Raw genomic sequence first — 16,880 nt, forward strand, 5'->3', positions numbered from 1 at the left:
GGACCGACCCCGGATCCGTTCCGTTCCCGCGCGTGTTCGCGCCGCGCCGGTGTACACCCGCATGCGCCCGGCCAGGGCCCCGGACGGGCGGCACATCGCCTTCGCCCCCGAGATCGACCCTCCCCGGCCACTCACCGCCCGCCGGGACGGCGCCCGTCAGACCACGGAGAGCCGTTCCACCAGCAGTTCCAGCCTCAGCCCGGTGTCCTCCGGCGGCAGCCGTCCCGCCCGGGTGAGGGTCGCGACACCGTGCAGCGCCGCCCAGAACGTCTCGGTGAACAGGCCGGGGTGGACACCGTCCCCGGCCACCTCGCCGAGGCACTCCAGCAGCGCGGCGAAAGCGTCCTTGAGCGGTTCCGGGGTGTCCTCTCGCGCGTACGGGAGACCCCCGTCGAGCTGGAAGATGGCGTCGTAGACCGCCGGATGGCGTTCGGCGAAATCGAGGTAGGCGCGGGCGAGGGCGGCGACCCGTGCGCGCGGGCCGTCCGCGGCGGCGGTCGCGGCCCGCACCGCCGCGGCGAGCTCGGCGGCACCCTGGAGGGCGACGGCGCCGATGATCTCCCGCTTGCCGCGGAAGTGGCTGTAGAGGACGGGCTGGCTGTACTCGATGCGCTCGGCGAGCCGGCGCGTGGTGACCGCGTCCCAGCCCTGCTGCTCGGCGAGTTCGCGGGCCGTCTCCACGATGAGGCGCTCACGGTCCGCCCGTTCGCGCTGCTTGCGTTCCTGTACCGACATGATTCGATCCTAGCACCGCTAGACAATCGAGCGGCAGTAGTACTAGCGTTGCCACATCACCTAGCGGCGCTAGATCCCAGGAGGGGCACATGCTCAACGCACTCGAGGTCTTCACCACCGTGGTCGTCGGCCTGATGGTGGGGGTGGAGTTCTCCGTCGCCTTCGTCATGAACCCGATCTTCAACGCACTCCCCGAGGACAGCGGTCAACTCGGCCGCGCCCACGGGGGCCGGATGCTCGGCGCCGTGATGCCGGTCTGGTACATCGGCTCGCTCGTCCTCACCGCCGTCTGGGCCGTCGCCGGACGGGACCACGCAGGCACCGGCCTCGTCGTCACCGCCGGCGGGCTGCTGATCGTCAGCGTGATCATGTCGATCCTGCTGCTCGTCCCGATCAACAACCGCGGCAAGACGTGGACCCCCGAGAACCGGCCCTCCGACTGGAAGCAGCAGATGAACCGCTGGGACCGCTTCCACTACGCCCGCGTCGCCGTCATCATCGCCGCCTTCACCCTGCTGGTCACCGCGCTCGTCTGACCCTGCGGGCCCACCCGCAGCCCCCGAGGGCCCTGCCGGACCCCGCGTCGACCGCGCCGGCGCCGTCCGGCCACACCCCGGCCGGCTCCCCGGCCTCCATCCGGACCACGAAGACCGCCAAGGAGAAGAACCATGCCGCTGAAGAAGATCAACACCGTCCTGGCCGCCACCTTCATCCTCTTCATCCTCTGGTTCGGGACGGGGTACATCCTGAGCCCGGAGACGACCGCGGCGGGCTTCGGGCTGCCGGGCATCCCGGCCGGCGACGGCGGCGGCTTCCTGGTCGTCAAGGGAATCCGCGACGTCGTCATGGCCCTGGTCCTCGGCATCCTGCTGGTGACGGGGCACCGCCGGGCGCTGGGCTGGGCACTGCTGGTGGAGTCCCTCGCGGCGTTCGGCGACATGACCACCGTGCTGACCCACCACGGCTCCGTGGCCACCGCACTGGGCGTCCACGCCCTGACCGCGACACTGATGGTGGTCAACGGCCTGCTGCTGATGCGCGAGACCCGCGCGGCGGCCGCCGCTCCCGCGACACTCGCCCCGCAGCCCGCCTGACCCCGTCGCACCGAAGTGGCCCCGACCCCGGTCGGGCCATTTTCGCGTGTGCCGGTCTTCGCGTGTCGGCGCCCGCCGCGCCGAAGTCAGGCTCTACGGGGTCAGCCAGGCCCGCAGGAGGCGGCTCACCGCCGGCATCGCCACGTACGTCATCAGCACGTTGAAGACGCAGGCCACGACCGCACTGCTCAGCAGGAGGGGAAGCGTGGCCAGGTGCGGCACGAGGAAGAGGCTGCCGAGCACGGAGATCGGGTAGATCGCCAGCGTCGCGCTGATCGCCATCTTCCACCGGGGCGGCGCGGGCCGCGTCGAGCCCGGTTTGGCGAACCACGTCTCCATGCCGGTCAGTTCACGCCGGGCGACCTCGGTGTGATGGTGCCCCCGGCAGTCGGCGAACCATGCCGCCCGCTCGGGCGAGTCCTGCCACGCCCGACAGGCCTCCGCGTCCCGGAACCGGTGGACGAGGAACCACGGGGCGTCGCCGCCGGAGGAGCGGAAGAGGCCGTACCCCAGATGACCGGGGAAGGCGGCCGCGCTGTCGAGGATGCCCTTCGCCCACCGTTCGAACGCGGCCTCGTGGCCGGGCTCCACCCGGCGGGCTATCAGCAGGGTCACCTCGCCGGCGTCGGCGGGGACGGTGGCGTGTTCAAGGCTGACCGCGGTCACAGACACTCCTCGTGATCTCGCCGCGCCCGCGCACACTCTACGCGCCGCCCGCCAGGACCCTCCGCGCGGAACCGGCCCCGCACGCCGCCCCCTTCACGGTTCGACCGCTCGACAGAAACGGGCAACGACCTCCGTCAGACCTCTTGCCGGGGCGATAACGCCTCTCTAATGTGAACCTTCAAATCTCGAGATCCTCATGAATTCTCATGCTCTGCACCTCTCAGAGGGATGAAATTTGAACGCTCCAATTGCCGGACCGCCCGATCCGGCTTCCGCCCGCGGCCCCCTGCCGGGCTATCTCGACCACGCCAGGATCGGCCCGCTGTCCCGCCGCGCCGCCGCCGCGCTGACGGCCGCGACCGCGCTGGCCGGCCGTGCGGACCCCGCCGACCTCGACCGGCTGTTCGCCCTCGGCGACGCCGCCCGGGACTCGGCGGCGCGGCTGCTCGACGCCCGGCCCCACGAGATCACCCTCGTCCCGTCCACCAGCAACGGGCTGTTCACCGTGGCCGCAGCACTCCACGGCCCCGGCACCGTGCTCGTGCCCCGTGGCGAGTTCCCCGCCAACGTCTACCCCTGGCTCCGCTTCGCCGGTCGCGGCGGCCCGGACGTCCGCCTCCTCGACCCCGACGGGCCACGCCACATCTCCCCCGACCTGCTGCGCCGTCACCTCAGTCCCGACGTCACCGCCCTCACCGTCAGCGCCGCCGACTCGCTCACGGGCCATCTCGCCCCGCTCGCCGCACTCAAGGAAATCCTCGGGCCGGACCGGCTCCTGATCGTCGACGCCATCCAGGGACTCGGTGCCGTGCCGCTCGAAACCGACGCCGCCGACGTCCTCGTCAGCGGCGGCCAGAAGTGGCTCCGGGCCGGCTGGGGAGCCGCCCTGCTGCTGATCCGGGACCGGTGCGGCGAGCGGCTGGCTCCCGGGCTCGGCGGCTGGGCCGGGGTCACGGACCCCTTCGCCGTACGTCATCCGGCGCCGTCACTGCCCGGGGCCGCCGCCCACCTGGCGACCAACCCGGACTTCCCGGCCGCCGCGGCGATCGGCGCGGCCGTCGACGACCTGCTCGGACAGGGCGGGCCGGCCGCGGCCGGTATCCGGATCCGGTCCACGCTCGCCGAGCTGCTCGACCGCGCGCGGCGGGCGGGCGCGGAGATCCTCTCGGACGGTCTCGCCCCCAGGGAGCGCGCCGGAATCGGCTCCTTTCGCCTCCCCGGTCATGCCCCGGACAGCGTCCACCGCGCACTCGAAGCGGCCGGGGTGATCACCACGCGCCGGGACGAGTGGATCCGCCTCTCCCCGCACACGTCCACCCCCGCCGCCGCGGTGGACCTCTTCGCCGAGGCACTGCGCTCCCTCGCCCGCCGCACGACCCACGGTAACGGCGACACCCGCGTCGGCACCCCCGGCCCCACCAGAGCCACCACCAGCACCAGCACCAGCACCAGCACCAGCACCAGCACCAGCACCAGCACCGAAAGCAGTACCCACCCCAAGACCCAAGCCCACGCCCACGCCCACGCCCCCACCGACACCCCCACCGACGCCCAGGAGTCCCCATGTCCCACCAGCTGACCCGCCGCCAGATCCTGCACCTCGCCACCGCTTCCGCCGCCGGGCTCGGCCTCGCCGCCTGTGGCTCCGGCGGATCGGCCGGCGGCACCGACGGAGCCGACGGTGACAGCGGGAAAATCACCGTCTGGAGCTGGACCACCGCCGCCGAGGCCCTGCGTGGGGTCGTCCCCTCCTTCGAGCGGGACAACCCCGGCATCGAGGTCGACGTCCAGGACGTGGGCAACCCCGCCATCTGGGACAAGATCACCGTCGGGCTCGCCTCGGGAGGCAAGGGTCTCGCCGACGTCCTCCACATCGGTGTCGACTACCTGCCCGGCTACCTCGAGAAGTTCCCCGAGGGCCTCGCGGACCTGTCCAGACTCGGCGCCGACCGGCACAAGGACGCGTTCGTCGCCGGACTGTGGCCGACCGTCATGGGCAAGGACAGAGCCGTCCACGCCCTCCCGTGGGAGGTCAACCCGCTCGGGCTGTTCTACCGGCACGACTACTTCGAGAAGGCCGGTGTCGACCCCGCCTCCGTCACCAGCTGGGACGACCTGATCGCCGCGGGGCCGAAGATCCGTGCCGCCACCGGCGCCCAGCTGCTCGGGCTCGACAAGCCCGGCACCACCCAGGACATGGACTTCTTCCAGAATCTGATGCAGCTCCAGGGGGCCTTCTACTTCGACGCCGAGGGCAGGGTCACGCTCGCCTCCCCGCAGGCCGTCCAGGCCCTCACCGTCATCAAGCGGCTCAACGACGCCGGTCTCCTCGCCGACACCGCCGGTCAGGGCACCTGGAAGCGGCTCGTCGGCCAGGGGAAGCTCGCCACCGCCCCCTACCCCGCCTGGGCCATCGAGTACCTGGCCACCAAGTTCCCCGCGCAGAGCGGCAAGTGGCGCGTCATGCAGCCGCCCGCCGCCGTCCCCGGCGGAGGGCGCGGCGCCGTCGTCAACTCCACCTATCTGACCGTCTCGGCCACCAGCAAGCGCCGCAAGGCGGCCTGGCGCTTCATCGAGTACGCGCTCACCAAGCCGACCGAGATCAACCGGATGTTCGCCTCCGGCGGCGTCTTCCCCGCCCTCAGGTCGGCCTACGCCGACCCGAGGTTCAGCGCGCCGCACCCCTTCTACGGAGGCCAGCAGGTGCTGCGGTCCTTCGTCGGCTCGCTCGACTCCGGATCGGGCGCCACCAACTTCACCGGTGACTACGGCCGCGCCCTGAAGCTCGCCGCCGACGCCCAGAGCCAGGTGCTGATCAAGGGCGCCGATCCGGCCGAGGCGCTGAAGGTCGCGGCCGGGCAGCTCGCCCGGCAGACCGGCCGGCAGCAGGCGGCCTGACCATGTCCCTCGCCCCGTCCGAAAGCGCCCCCGCCGGAGCCGTTGCCGCCGCGACCGGTGCCCCCGCCGGTCGCGGGGTCTGCCGCCGCCCCGGCAGCCCCGGCCCCGGTCGCGCACGCCCCGGCCACGGCCGGCTCCTGACCCGCGCCTCCGTCCCGTACCTGCTGATCATGCCCGCCGTCCTGGGCTTCGCGATCTTCAAGGCATACCCCATCGCGGCCTCGTTCTGGATCAGTCTCACCACCGGCAACGGTGACGCCCGCCGGTTCTCCGGGCTCGCCAACTACCGGCGTCTCCTGGACGATCCGCTGTTCTGGACCGCCCTGAAGAACACCGCGCTGATCCTGGTCGTCCAGGTTCCGCTGATGCTCGGTCTCGCCCTGCTCGTCGCCCTCGGGCTGAACTCGACCAAGGTATGGCTGCGCCCGCTCTGGCGGCTCGGTGTCTTCGTGCCCTCGCTGACGGGCCTGGTCGCCGCGGGTGTGATGTTCTCCGTCATCCTCAACCACGACGCGGGACTCCTGAACTGGGTCCTCTCCCTGTTCGGCGTCGACCGGGTGAACTGGCTCGGCAGCCCGTTCTGGGCCCGCGTCGGTGTCGTCCTCGTCATCACCTGGCACTACACCGGCTACAACGCCGTGATGTACCTCGCCGGCCTCCAGGGCATCCCCAAGGAGCTGTACGAGGCGGCGATGGTCGACGGCGCCGGGCCGGTCCGCCGCTTCGTCTCCATCACCCTGCCCCAGCTCCGGCCGATCCTGCTGCTCACGGTGGTGCTCTCGACCATCGGCACCCTGCAGCTCTTCGACGAGCCGTACGTCCTCACCGGCGGCGGCCCCGACAACGCCACCCTCACGGTCACCATGTACCTCTACAACAACGGCTTCAAGTACTTCGACTTCGGCTACGCCTCGGCCCTCGCCTACGCGCTCGCGCTGATCGTGTCCGTCCTCGGCATCCTGCAGGTCCGCCTGATGGGAGAGCGCCGGTGAAGCTCCGCGGTCCCCTGCTCACGCTGCTGCTCGCGGGCGCCTTCGGGCTCTGCGTCGGACCGTTCTGGTGGCTCGCCATGGCCGCCACCCAGGACGACAAGGACGTGTTCTCCTGGCCTCCGAAGCTGCTGCCCGGCGGCCATCTCATGGAGAACCTCCACGGTCTCGAGGAGTCCATCGGCCTCACCCGCGTCCTCCTCAACACCCTCCTGGTGGCCGGTCTCCAGACTGTCGGCGCGGTCGTCGTCTCGGTCCTCGCCGGCTACGCCTTCGCCAAGTTCGACTTCCGCGGGCGCAATCTGTTCTTCGTCCTGCTGCTCAGCACCCTGGTCATCCCCGACACGGTGATGCTGATCCCGATCTTCCAGATGATGATGGACCTGGGTCTGATCGACTCGTACGAGTCCGTCGTCCTGCCCGGTCTGGTCACCCCGTTCGGCATCTTCCTGATGCGGCAGGCCCTGCGGTCGATGCCCGACGAACTCCTGGACGCCGCCCGCGTCGACGGCGCCGGTGAACTGCGCGTGCTGTGGCGGATCGTCATCCCGGTCAACCGGCCGATCATCGCGGCGCTCGCGCTGTTCGTCTTCCTCGGCGGCTGGAACCAGTTCGTCTGGCCGCTGATCGCGCTGCGCAGCCCCGAGATGTACACGCTGCCCGTGGCCACCGCCACCCTCCAGGGACTGTCGACCACCAACTACGCGCAGGTCCTGCTCGCCGGCGCGATCGCCGCCGTCCCCGTGATGGCCCTCTTCCTCGTCCTGCAACGCCAGTTCATCTCCGGCCTGCTGGCCGGGGCCACCAAGGAGTGACCACCGTGATCACCACCCCGCAGCAGCCCGTCCCGGCCTGGCGGCCCGGAGAGCCGGCCGAGGCGAACGCCGACACCGTCGTCCACCGGCAGCTCTCCACCGGTCTGTACCACTCCACCGGAGACCCGCTCACCCTCCACCTCACGGGGTTCGGCAGCGACCGGTGGGAGACCGGCGTCTCCCGGGTCGAGGACGGCGTGGCCCTGATCGAGGTCGCGGCGGCGGACGCCGTCACCGTCCGCGCCGAATGGCGGGTGCCCTGTGTCGGAGCCACCGCCTACTGGACCCCGGACACCAATGCCTCCCGCTGGCTGCCACCGTCCTGGATCGCTCCCCGGACGGTCTCGCTCGCCCTGGGAGCGCCCGTCGCGAGCCTGGTCGGAGCCGGCGACCGCGCCCTGTGCACCGCCGCCGCCGGAGAGACCGCGGCGCCCCTGCGGGTGGGCGCGGGCGTCGTGGAGGAGAGCGGGGAGTTCGCGTTCACCGTCGAGCAGGAGCTCACCCCGGAGGGGCCTCCGATGCGGCTGCGGATCGACCTCGGCGGCCGTCACTTCGCCGCCACCCTGCGGGCCGTCACCGCCTGGTGGTCCGAGGGGGTGGACCACCCGGGCGTCGCCCCGGCCGCGCGGATGCCCGCCTACTCCACCTGGTACAGCCTCCATCAGAACGTCGACGCCGGCACCGTCGAGCGGCAGGCCGCCCTGGCCGCCGCCCTCGGCTGCGAGAGCGTCATCGTCGACGACGGCTGGCAGACCGCCGACCGCACCCGCGGCTACGGCCACTGCGGAGACTGGGAGCCGAACCCGGCGGCCTTCCCCGACCTCGGGGGGCATGTCGCCGAGGTCCGTCGGCTCGGCCTCTCCTATCTCCTCTGGTACGCGCTGCCGTTCATCGGCCGGTACAACGACGCCTGGGACCGCTTCAAGGACATGGTGCTCCGCGAGGAGCCGCATCTGGAGGCGGCCGTCCTCGACCCCCGCCACCCCGAGGTCCGCGCCCACCTGATCGACAAGGTCTCGCGCGCCGTCGAGGAGTGGGGTATGGACGGGGTGAAGCTCGACTTCATCGACCGCTTCGCCGTCGCCGATCCGCCGCCCGCGCCGGCCGGCGCCGACCGCACGACCGTCCACGAGGGTGTGCTCCGGCTCCTCGCCGAGCTCGACGAGCGGCTGCGCCGCACCCGTCCGGACGTGATCGTCGAACACCGCCAGCCGTATGTGAGCCCGGGCCTCTGGCCGTACGCCACCATGGTCCGCGCCACCGACTGCCCGCTGAGCCCCGCCGAGAACCGTCAGCGCATCATCGACTGCCGGCTCACGGCGGGACCGCTCGCCGTCCACGCCGACATGATCATGTGGCACTCCGGCGAGACACCCGAGTCCGTGGCCGTTCACCTCGTCAACGCCTTGTTCGGGGTGCCGCAGGTCTCCGTCGACCTCGCGGCGCAGACCCCCGGGCAGCTCGCCGCCCTGCGGTTCTGGCTGGACGTCTTCCGCCGCCACGCCGACGTCCTCCAGCTCGGCGAGCTGGAACCCTCCCGCCCGGAACTCGGCTACCCCCTGGTCGGCGCGAGCGACGGCCGCACCACCGTGGTCGCCCGGTACGCGCCGCTGCCGGTCGCCCTGCCCGACCGGGTCGGCACGGACGGCCCGCGGACCCTGCTCGTCGCCAACGCTGACCGCGACCCCGTGGTGCTCCTGGTGGCCACCCGGCGGGAACGGGCCCTCGCCCGCGTACAGGACTGCCGTGGTGAGATCCTGTCCGAGACCGTGCTCGACCTCGTCCCCGGGGTGAACCCGGTGACCGTGCCGACCGGTGGGCTGCTCACCCTGACCCGAGGCCACTGAACGACGAGGGGGCCGGGGACGGCCGCCCGCCGTCCCCGGCCCCTCCGACCACCGCCCCCAGAGGAACGATGACCGCTCGACAGGTGACCATCGAGGACGTCGCACGCGCGGCGGGAGTCTCCCGCCAGACCGTCTCCAACGCCCTCAACGCCCCCCACCGGCTGCGCACCACCACCCTCGCCCGGGTCACCGCCGCCATCGACGAACTCGGCTACCAGCCCGATCAGTCGGCCCGCAGTCTGCGAACCGGCACCCGCAAGGTCATCGGCTATCCGGCTCCCGCCGACAACCCCGCCGATCCGAACCCCCTGATGGGCGGCTTCCTCCAGGCACTGGTGAGCGCGGCGGACGCCGTCGGCCACCGCATCCTGCTGTTCCGCTGCGATCCCCAGCAGGGCGCCGCGGCGGTCGCCAAGTCCTTCCAGGGGCTGATCGCGGCCCGCCAGGTCGACGGGTTCGTCCTCTCCGACGTGGTGCACGACGACCCCCGCGTCGACGTGCTCTCGGAGGCCGGCTTCCCGTTCGCCGCCTTCGGCCGCACCGCGCCCGGCCGCCCGCAGAACTGGGTGGACATCGACTCGGCCGCCGCCACCGCCGCCCTGGTCGGCCTCCTGCTGGAGCAGGGCCACCGAAGGATCTGTTACGTGAACTCCGCCGCCTCGCTGCCGTGGCTCGCCGACCGGCGGGCCGGCATGCAGCAGGCCGCGGCCGCGGCACCCGAGGGCGCCTTCGAGGTCGGCGTTCCCGACGACGACCCGGCCGCGCTCTCCCGGGCGCTGCAGCGCTTCCTCACCGGCCCCGACCGCCCGACCGCCCTGGTGTGCGCGAACGACTGGCTCGCCCTCGCCGCCTACCATGCCGTCCGTGCGGCCGGTCTCACCGTGGGAACCGACATCGCCGTCGCCGGCTTCAACGACATGCCGCACTGCACACTGATACAGCCCGCCCTGACCAGCGTGCGCCTGCCCCTGTCCGGCATCGCCCACGCCCTGGTCACCCGGCTGATCACCGCCGTCGAGGACCCCGCCGCCACTCCCACCGGCGGTCTGCTGCTCCCGGCGGAGCCGGTCGTACGGGCCAGCACACCGGCGCGGTAGCGGCGCGGGGCGGGCGAGAGCCGGAAGAGACCCCCTAGCCTTCGGCCGGGCCCTCGGTCTTGGCCCACAGGGAGCGGACGTGTCCCAGGTGTCGGGTCATGCACGCCTCCGCGCCCTCGGCGTCGCCCGCGAGCATCAGGTCGAGGAGTTCCACGTGCTCCTCGGCCGACGGGACGAGGTCGCCCCTCTCGTCCAGGGCGGTGAGCCCGTACAGGCGCGAGCGCTTGCGCAGATCGCCGACGGTCTCGACCAGCCGCTCGTTGCCCGCGAGGCCGAGGAGGGTCAGGTGGAAGAGCCGGTCGGCCTCCAGGTAACCGATGAGGTCGTGCTCGCGGGCGGCGCGGACGATCTCCAGCGCCACCGGCCGCAGCGCCTCCAGGTCCTCGCGGGCGGCGGACCGGGTGACGCGGCCGACCGTCGGGATCTCGATGAGCGCGCGGATCTCGGTGAACTGGTCGAGGTCGCGTTCGTCGACCTCGGTGACCCGGAACCCCTTGTTGCGGACGGGCTCGACCAGCCCTTCCCGGGCCAGGTCGAGCATCGCCTCGCGCACGGGAGTGGCGGAGATCCCGAAGTCCTCGGCCAGGGTGGGGGCCGAGTACACCACGCCCGGCCGCAGCTCGCCGGAGATCAGGGCGGCCCGCAGCGCGTGGGCGACCTGGTCGCGTAGCCGCTCGCGGGAAGCGTTCAGGTCGCGGTGGGTCAGGTGCCCCATGGCGGTGGTGATCCCTTCGGTTCGTTCTGCGTCACCACCGTACGATGTCACGTCGCGGCGCCCGCGGGGGCCAGTGTGTACGTCCGGGAGGACGTGTAGAAGTCGAGGGCCGCCCTGCCCTGCTCGCGCGGGCCGTGGCCGGACTGCTTGGCCCCGCCGAACGGCAGGTGGAAGTCGACGCCGGTGGACGGGGCGTTGATCCGGATCATGCCGGTGTCGACCAGGTCGAGTCCGTACAGGGCGGTGTCGAGGTCGGCGGTGTGGACCGAGGTGACGAGGCCGTACGGCACGGAGTTGGTGATCCGTACCGCGTGGTCGAGGTCGTCGGCGGGGAGCAGGGCGGCGACGGGCCCGAAGACCTCCTCGTTGAGCAGCCGGTGCCCCGGCGGAACCTTCTCGACCAGGGTGGGGGCCGCGTACCAGCCGGGGGTCGCCGGGACGGTGGCACCGGCGAGGGCGGAGAGCCCCTGCCAGGACTCGGCCACCCGCTCGCGCGCGCTCTCGTGGACGAGCGGCCCGCACACCGTCTCCGGGTCGGCCGGGTCGCCGACCCGGACCGCCCGGAAGGCCTCGGAGAGCGCCTCGCGCAGAGGGTCGAGCGCGGCACCGACCGCGACGATCCGGCTGGTGGCGGTGCACTTCTGGCCCGCGAACCCGGCCACGGCGGCGGCGATGTGGGCGGCCGCCCGGCCGATGTCCGCGTCGGGCAGGACGATCGCGGCGTTCAGGCCGCCCATCTCGGCCTGCGCCGGGATGCCCCGCGCGGTCGCCGCGCGGACGACCGCCCGCCCCACCGGGGTCGAGCCGGTGAAGGAGACCGCGTCCGCGGCGGAGACGAGGGCATTGCCCTCGGTGGGGCCGCCCGGCAGGACGGTGAACACCTTCTCCGGCAGGGCCTCTCGGACGATCTCGGCGAGCCGCTGGGCGCACGCGGTGGCCTCGGGGGCCGGTTTGAGGACGACCGCGTTGCCGACGGCGAGTGCCGGGGCGGCCTTCCAGCTCGGGATGGCGAAGGGGAAGTTCCAGGGTGTGACGAGCCCGGCCACGCCGTGGGGACGGCGCCGGGTCAGGAGCAGCCCGGGGCCCGCGGCGGTCTCGTGGACGGCGCCGGCGGGCTCGTAGGGCGCCTGGGCGTAGTAGCGCCAGATGGCGACGGTGCGCGCGACCTCGGCCCTGGCCTCGGCGAGGGGCTTGCCGACCTCGCGTACGGCGAGGGCGGCGAGCTCGGCGGCGGCGGTCTCCAGAGCGGCGGTGACGGCGGCGAGAGCGGCCGAGCGGGCGACGGCGCCGGCGCGCAGCCAGCCCGGCTGGGCGGCCCGGGCCCGCTCGACGGCGTCGGCGGCCGCGAAGGCGCCCGGGGTCCGGAGGCGTACGAGCACGTCGGAAGGGTCGGCGGGGTTGCGGGAGACGAGGGTGGTCACGTCGGTGGTCATGTCGGTGGTCATGGGAGGAAACCTCCGGGGTGGGGTCGTTGACGAGTTCGGGGTCGAGCGGGAGCCGGCCCCACGGGCGGCGTCGCGCGGCGTCGCGTCGGACGGCGTCGCGTCGGGCCGTGCGCACACCGGTCCCGGCTGCGCGTGCGGCCGGTGGCCGAGCCGGTCGGTGGGCGAGCCGGCCGGTGGTCGAGCCGGCCCGTGGGCGAGCCGGCCGGTGGTCGAGTCGGCCCGTGGTCAAGTCGGTCGGTGGGCGACCGGGCCGGTGGCCGGGGCCGCCCCCGGCCACCGGTGGCCGCCCGGCGGTGACTGTCCCGGCGGTGGCGTCCCGGCGGTGGCCGGAGCGGTGACAGGGCCGGCGTCCGGGCAGGTCGGCCAGGCCGGTGTGCGGGGCGGCGTCCGGGCAGGTTGGCCAGGCCGGTGTGCGGGGCGGCGTCCGGGACGGTGGCGTCCCGGCGGTTGCCGGACCGGCCTCCGGGCCCGTCCCCGGGCCGGTGGTCCGACGGCGACTCCCGTGCTGCTCCCGGTGGCGGACCGGCGGCAGTGCCGTCAGTGGCGGCCGTCGGCGAGGGCCTTCTCGGTGGCGGTCCGTACGGCGGTCTCGGTCGCGCCCGTGAGCGGGAGGCGCGGGGGCCGGGTGGGGCCGCCCCGGCGGCCGGCGATGTCCATCGACAGCTTGATGCACTGGACGAACTCGACCTTGGAGTCCCAGCGCAGCAGGGAGTGCAGCGAGGAGTAGAGCGACCGGGCTGCGGCCAGGTCGCCCGCCACGGCGGACCGGTACAGCTCGACGGAGCTCGCGGGGAGGGCGTTGGGGTAGCCGGCGATCCAGCCGACCGCACCGGCCACGGCCAGTTCGAGCAGGACGTCGTCGGCTCCGATCAGCAGGTCGAGTTCCGGGGCGAGTTCGGCGATCTCGTAGGCCCTGCGGACGTCGCCGCTGAACTCCTTCACCGCGACGACGGCGCCGTCGGCGTGCAGCTTCGCCAGCAGGCCGGGGACGAGGTCGACCTTGGTGTCGATGGGGTTGTTGTACGCGACGACCGGGATGCCGACCCCGGCCACCTCGGCGTAGTGGGCGCGGACGGAGCGCTCGTCGGCGCGGTACGCGTTGGGCGGCAGGAGCAGGACGGAGCCGCAGCCGGCCTCGGCCGCCTGCTCGGCCCAGCGGCGGGATTCGGCGCTGCCGTACGCGGCGACGCCCGGCATGACCCGGGCGCCGTCGCCCGCGGCCTCGACGGCGGTGCGGACGACCCGGGCGCGCTCGTCGGCGGTGAGGGTCTGGTACTCGCCGAGGGAGCCGTTGGGGACGACGCCGTCGCAGCCGTTGGCGATCAGCCAGGCCACGTGCTCGGCGTAGGCGTCGTAGTCGACGGAGAGGTCGTCCCGGAACGGCAGGGTGGTGGCGACCATGATGCCTCGCCAGGGACGGTCGGTGGTCCAGGAGGTGGCGTTCATCGCGACAGCCTTTCAGTAAAGTGTGACATTTTATGAGAGCGCAAGAGCGCCCAGCAGGGCTCTCTTCCGGGTTGCTACGTCGAGGAGTCGACGGACCGATCCGTCGCCCCGTCGAGCGCGGCCAGCGTCGACAGCGGGACGGGGACGGCGAGCGGGCGGCGTTCGGGGGACGGTTCGGGGGTGGCTCCACCGGCCGCGAGACATGCCACGGCCGTGCCGCACATCCGCCCCTGGCACCACCCCATACCGGCCCGGGTGAGGAGTTTGACGGTCCGGGCGTCGCGTGCGCCGAGCTCGGCGACCGCTTCGCGGACCCGGCCCGCCGGGACCTCCTCGCAGCGGCACACGTCCGTGTCGTCGGTCAGCCACCCGGACCATCCGGGGCCGGGGGCGTGCGCGGCGGACATGACGTCGGCGAAGGCGCGCATACGGTCCCGGCGCCGCCGGAGCCCGGCGACCGGGCCGGCGCCGCCGGGGCGGCCCAGCAGCCGTGCGGCCACCGCCCGTCCCGCCAACTCGCCTTCTGTGCGGGCGAGTTCGGCGCCGCCGACTCCCCCGGTCTCGCCCGCGGCCCACAGACCGGGCACCGAGCTCTCCTGGAGCCCGTCCAGGGCCAGGCCCAGCGTGCCGTCGGGCAGCGCGCGGGTGGCGCAGCCGACCCCCGTGGCCAACTCGATCTGGGGCACGAGGCCGTGACCGACGGCGACCGCGTCGCACGCGATCCGGCGACCCGTCCCCGGCACGGGTCGCCAGTCGCGGTCCAGGCGGCTGACCGTGACGGCCTCCACCCGGTCGGTGCCGTGCACCTCGGTCACCGCCCGGCGGAGCCGTACCGGCACCCGGTGGCGAGCCAGCGCGGCCCCGTGGACGAGGGCCTCGACCGCCTTGTGGGGATTGGCGAGGAGCGCCCGGGGGCTGCGCGCGTACCGCAGGTACCCCGCCGCCTCGACCACCGCCGGCACCCGCGCGCCCGCCGAGGAGAGCGACGCGGCGACGGCGAGCAGCAGCGGGCCGCTGCCGGCCACGACGACGCGCCGGCCGGGCAGGACGAGTCCGGACTTGAGCATGGCCTGCGCTCCCCCGGCGCCCACGACTCCCGGCAGGGTCCAGCCGGGAAAGGGCAGTTGGCGCTCGTGGGCACCGGTGGCGAGAAGGAGGGCGCGGGCCCGGATCCGGACGGGCGCGCCGTCGCATCCGTCCGGGCCGGTGAGGGCGTGCACGGTCCAGGTCCCGTCGGCCTCCTTGGCGACGGACCACACATGATGTCCGGCCAGGTGGTCGACGCCGCTCTCCGCGAGGCGCCGACGCAGACCGGTGAAGGCGGACCAGTCGTGGTGGAGGGCCTCGGGCCGTACGGCGCCGAGGGCGGGGGCCGGGTGCCGGTAGTACTGCCCGCCGGACTGCGGCGAGGAGTCCAGCAGGGCCACGGCGAGGCCGAGTTCGGACGCGGTGACGGCACCGGCGAGTCCGGCGGAGCCGGCGCCGACGACCGCGAGGTCGTAGGGCGCGCCGGAGTGCCGGTCCGTGTCCGGCCCGGGGGCCGCGGCGGCCCCTGCCTCGTTGTTCGGTTCAGACGGCGAGGCGGTCATGGCCGTGCCCTTCCTGGGTGGTGATCGCGTCGCCGGGGCGCGCGGGGACCAGACAGGCGCGGCGGTTGGGCTCTCCGTTGACGGTGGCGAGGCAGTCGTAGCACTGCCCGATGCCGCAGAACGCGCCGCGCGGCCGGCCTCCGTCCCGGGTCGTCCGCCAGGCCAGGATGCCCGCACCCCACAGGGCGGCGGCGAGGGTCTGGCCGGGCAGTGCGGGGACGCTCCGGCCGTCGAAGGTGATCTCGAACGGCGGATCGGGCTCTGCCCCGACCAGGCCTTGGGGGGTGCGGGCCACGGGCCCTCCTCTCGTGACGATGGGTGCGCGTCTCAGGACGCGGTGGCGTCGAAGCGTTCGGGCCGGAACGGGTGGAGGTCGAGGGGAGGTTCGCCGCCGGTCATACAGGCCGCGACGATCTGTCCGGTCACCGGCGCGAGGCCGATTCCCGCGCCCTCGTGTCCGCAGGCGTGCAGCAGTCCGGGGACCCGGGGGTCGGGGCCGATGGCGGGCAGATGATCGGGCAGATAGGGGCGGAAGCCGGGGTAGGTGCGGATCGCGCGTACGGCACCGAGGACGGGGAACAGGGCGGTGGCTCCGGCGGCGAGCCGGCGGAGGACCTCCGTGGAGAGCGTCCGGTCGAAGCCGACGCGCTCGCGGCTGGCGCCGATGAGGACGGGCCCGGCGGGGGTTCCCTCGACGACGGCCGAGGTCTGGAGCGCGGCGGAGCCGCTGGCCACGTCGGCCACGTAGTCGGCGGCGTACACCTTGTGGCGGACGACGCGCGGCAGGGGTTCGGTGACGAGGACGAAGCCGCGGCGGGGCAGGACGGGCAGCTGGACCCCGGCGAGTTCGGCGACGGCGCCGCCCCAGGTGCCGGCGGCGTTCACCACGTACGGGGCGTGGAGTTCACGGGTGGCGGTCCGCACACCGCGGACCGCTCCGCCCGCGCCGGTGAGGAGGCCGATGACCTCCTCGCCCGGCGCGAGACGGACCCGGTCGCCGGCGGCGTGGAGCAGCCGCGCGGCGGCGTGGGCGGGCATCACCTGGGCGTCCTGGGGGTAGTGGAAGCCGCCGGTGAGGCCCGGTGCGAGGTGGGGCTCCAGGTCGTGGAGCCGGTCACCGGACACCTCGTGCGCGACGACACCCGCTTTCTCCTGGCGGGCCGCGAACTCCCGCAGGGCGTCGAGCCCCGTCCCCCCGGAGGCGACGACGAGGCCGCCCTTGGCCTCGTACTCGACGGCCGGCGGGAGCCTGTCGGCGAGTTCGGTCCACATCGCGGTGGAGAGGAGCGCGAGCTGGAGTTCGGGGCCGGGCTCCTTGTCGGAGACCAGGAGGTTGCCCTCGCCCGCTCCGGTCGTGCCGCCCGCGACGTATCCGCGGTCGACGACGGTGACGGAGAGGCCGGCGAGGGCCGCGTAGTGGGCGCAGGCCGCGCCGACCACGCCGGCGCCGATGACGATGACGTCCGAGGTTTCTCTCGTGGGCACGGCAGTAATATTTCACATTGCACTGCGCCTGCCAAGACCCCGCGGAGACCCCACCGAGG

The 16,880-nt window shown here is 73.6% G+C and carries 16 protein-coding genes; 8 read left to right on the top strand and 8 right to left on the bottom strand.

Annotated features, from left to right (window positions below):
• Positions 1 to 156: 156 nt before the first annotated feature.
• Complete coding sequence (locus IE311_RS31980) at positions 157 to 735, bottom strand: TetR/AcrR family transcriptional regulator (RefSeq protein WP_189835359.1); 579 nt, start codon at positions 733 to 735, stop codon at positions 157 to 159.
• 89 nt (positions 736 to 824) lie between these two features.
• Here IE311_RS31980 and IE311_RS31985 point away from each other — a divergent pair, with 89 nt between their 5' ends.
• On the top strand, positions 825 to 1,271 hold the full coding sequence (locus IE311_RS31985) for a DUF1772 domain-containing protein (RefSeq protein WP_189835360.1): 447 nt from the start codon (positions 825 to 827) through the stop codon (positions 1,269 to 1,271).
• A gap of 132 nt (positions 1,272 to 1,403) precedes the next feature.
• Complete coding sequence (locus IE311_RS31990) at positions 1,404 to 1,829, top strand: DUF4267 domain-containing protein (protein WP_189835361.1); 426 nt, start codon at positions 1,404 to 1,406, stop codon at positions 1,827 to 1,829.
• A 93-nt stretch (positions 1,830 to 1,922) separates the two neighbouring features.
• Here the strand turns inward: IE311_RS31990 and IE311_RS31995 are convergent, their stop codons facing one another.
• Positions 1,923 to 2,495: an antibiotic biosynthesis monooxygenase gene (locus IE311_RS31995; protein WP_189835362.1), complete on the bottom strand. Its 573-nt coding sequence runs from the start codon at positions 2,493 to 2,495 to the stop codon at positions 1,923 to 1,925.
• Positions 2,496 to 2,730: 235 nt separating this feature from the next.
• On the opposite strand from IE311_RS31995, the gene IE311_RS32000 reads away from it, so the two are divergent.
• From IE311_RS32000 to IE311_RS32025, 6 genes are all read left to right on the top strand, one after another.
• Complete coding sequence (locus tag IE311_RS32000; RefSeq protein WP_229902295.1) at positions 2,731 to 4,074, top strand: aminotransferase class V-fold PLP-dependent enzyme; 1,344 nt, start codon at positions 2,731 to 2,733, stop codon at positions 4,072 to 4,074.
• Positions 4,059 to 5,393 (top strand): ABC transporter substrate-binding protein, encoded by a 1,335-nt coding sequence (locus IE311_RS32005; protein ID WP_189835363.1) that lies wholly within the window; start codon positions 4,059 to 4,061, stop codon positions 5,391 to 5,393. Before IE311_RS32000 ends, IE311_RS32005 begins: the two co-directional genes overlap by 16 nt.
• Before the next feature lie 2 nt (positions 5,394 to 5,395).
• Positions 5,396 to 6,385 carry a carbohydrate ABC transporter permease gene (locus tag IE311_RS32010; RefSeq protein WP_189835364.1) on the top strand — a complete coding sequence of 330 codons (990 nt, stop codon included), beginning with the start codon at positions 5,396 to 5,398 and terminating at the stop codon, positions 6,383 to 6,385.
• Positions 6,382 to 7,197: a carbohydrate ABC transporter permease gene (locus IE311_RS32015; RefSeq protein WP_189835365.1), complete on the top strand. Its 816-nt coding sequence runs from the start codon at positions 6,382 to 6,384 to the stop codon at positions 7,195 to 7,197. The genes IE311_RS32010 and IE311_RS32015 overlap by 4 nt, the downstream gene beginning before the upstream one ends.
• A 5-nt stretch (positions 7,198 to 7,202) precedes the next feature.
• A complete protein-coding gene (locus IE311_RS32020) occupies positions 7,203 to 9,044 on the top strand; it encodes a glycoside hydrolase family 36 protein (protein WP_229902296.1) in 1,842 nt (613 codons plus the stop codon).
• Between the two features lie 68 nt (positions 9,045 to 9,112).
• On the top strand, positions 9,113 to 10,141 hold the full coding sequence (locus IE311_RS32025) for a LacI family DNA-binding transcriptional regulator (RefSeq protein WP_189835367.1): 1,029 nt from the start codon (positions 9,113 to 9,115) through the stop codon (positions 10,139 to 10,141).
• A 34-nt stretch (positions 10,142 to 10,175) separates the two neighbouring features.
• On the opposite strand, the gene IE311_RS32030 is transcribed toward IE311_RS32025, so the two are convergent.
• From IE311_RS32030 to IE311_RS32055, 6 genes are all read right to left on the bottom strand, one after another.
• Entirely contained in the window at positions 10,176 to 10,856 is a 681-nt protein-coding gene (locus IE311_RS32030) for a GntR family transcriptional regulator (protein WP_189835368.1), read from the bottom strand.
• Between the two features lie 47 nt (positions 10,857 to 10,903).
• A complete protein-coding gene (locus IE311_RS32035) occupies positions 10,904 to 12,289 on the bottom strand; it encodes an aldehyde dehydrogenase family protein (protein WP_189835416.1) in 1,386 nt (461 codons plus the stop codon).
• Positions 12,290 to 12,838: 549 nt separating this feature from the next.
• On the bottom strand, positions 12,839 to 13,747 hold the full coding sequence (locus IE311_RS32040; RefSeq protein WP_189835369.1) for a dihydrodipicolinate synthase family protein: 909 nt from the start codon (positions 13,745 to 13,747) through the stop codon (positions 12,839 to 12,841).
• 74 nt (positions 13,748 to 13,821) lie between these two features.
• A complete protein-coding gene (locus IE311_RS32045) occupies positions 13,822 to 15,336 on the bottom strand; it encodes an FAD/NAD(P)-dependent oxidoreductase (protein ID WP_189835370.1) in 1,515 nt (504 codons plus the stop codon).
• Positions 15,317 to 15,631: a (2Fe-2S)-binding protein gene (locus tag IE311_RS32050; protein ID WP_189835371.1), complete on the bottom strand. Its 315-nt coding sequence runs from the start codon at positions 15,629 to 15,631 to the stop codon at positions 15,317 to 15,319. Before IE311_RS32050 ends, IE311_RS32045 begins: the two co-directional genes overlap by 20 nt.
• 32 nt (positions 15,632 to 15,663) lie before the next feature.
• The gene (locus tag IE311_RS32055) at positions 15,664 to 16,821 is read right to left on the bottom strand and encodes an NAD(P)/FAD-dependent oxidoreductase (RefSeq protein WP_189835372.1); all 1,158 of its coding nucleotides are present in this window, start codon (positions 16,819 to 16,821) and stop codon (positions 15,664 to 15,666) included.
• Between the last annotated feature and the right edge of the window lie 59 nt (positions 16,822 to 16,880).

It is taken from the genome of Streptomyces zaomyceticus, assembly GCF_014656215.1.
GTDB classification, from domain to species: domain Bacteria; phylum Actinomycetota; class Actinomycetes; order Streptomycetales; family Streptomycetaceae; genus Streptomyces; species Streptomyces zaomyceticus.

Bases quoted from the DNA above. Each gene is read 5' to 3' on its own strand.
- IE311_RS31980 (WP_189835359.1), bottom strand. From the start codon at position 735: ATGTCGGTACAGGAACGCAAGCAGCGCGAACGGGCGGACCGTGAGCGC.
- IE311_RS31985 (WP_189835360.1), top strand. From the start codon at position 825: ATGCTCAACGCACTCGAGGTCTTCACCACCGTGGTCGTCGGCCTGATG.
- IE311_RS31990 (WP_189835361.1), top strand. From the start codon at position 1,404: ATGCCGCTGAAGAAGATCAACACCGTCCTGGCCGCCACCTTCATCCTC.
- IE311_RS32005 (WP_189835363.1), top strand. From the start codon at position 4,059: ATGTCCCACCAGCTGACCCGCCGCCAGATCCTGCACCTCGCCACCGCT.
- IE311_RS32010 (WP_189835364.1), top strand. From the start codon at position 5,396: ATGTCCCTCGCCCCGTCCGAAAGCGCCCCCGCCGGAGCCGTTGCCGCC.
- IE311_RS32025 (WP_189835367.1), top strand. From the start codon at position 9,113: ATGACCGCTCGACAGGTGACCATCGAGGACGTCGCACGCGCGGCGGGA.
- IE311_RS32030 (WP_189835368.1), bottom strand. From the start codon at position 10,856: ATGGGGCACCTGACCCACCGCGACCTGAACGCTTCCCGCGAGCGGCTA.
- IE311_RS32035 (WP_189835416.1), bottom strand. From the start codon at position 12,289: ATGACCACCGACGTGACCACCCTCGTCTCCCGCAACCCCGCCGACCCT.
- IE311_RS32040 (WP_189835369.1), bottom strand. From the start codon at position 13,747: ATGAACGCCACCTCCTGGACCACCGACCGTCCCTGGCGAGGCATCATG.
- IE311_RS32045 (WP_189835370.1), bottom strand. From the start codon at position 15,336: ATGACCGCCTCGCCGTCTGAACCGAACAACGAGGCAGGGGCCGCCGCG.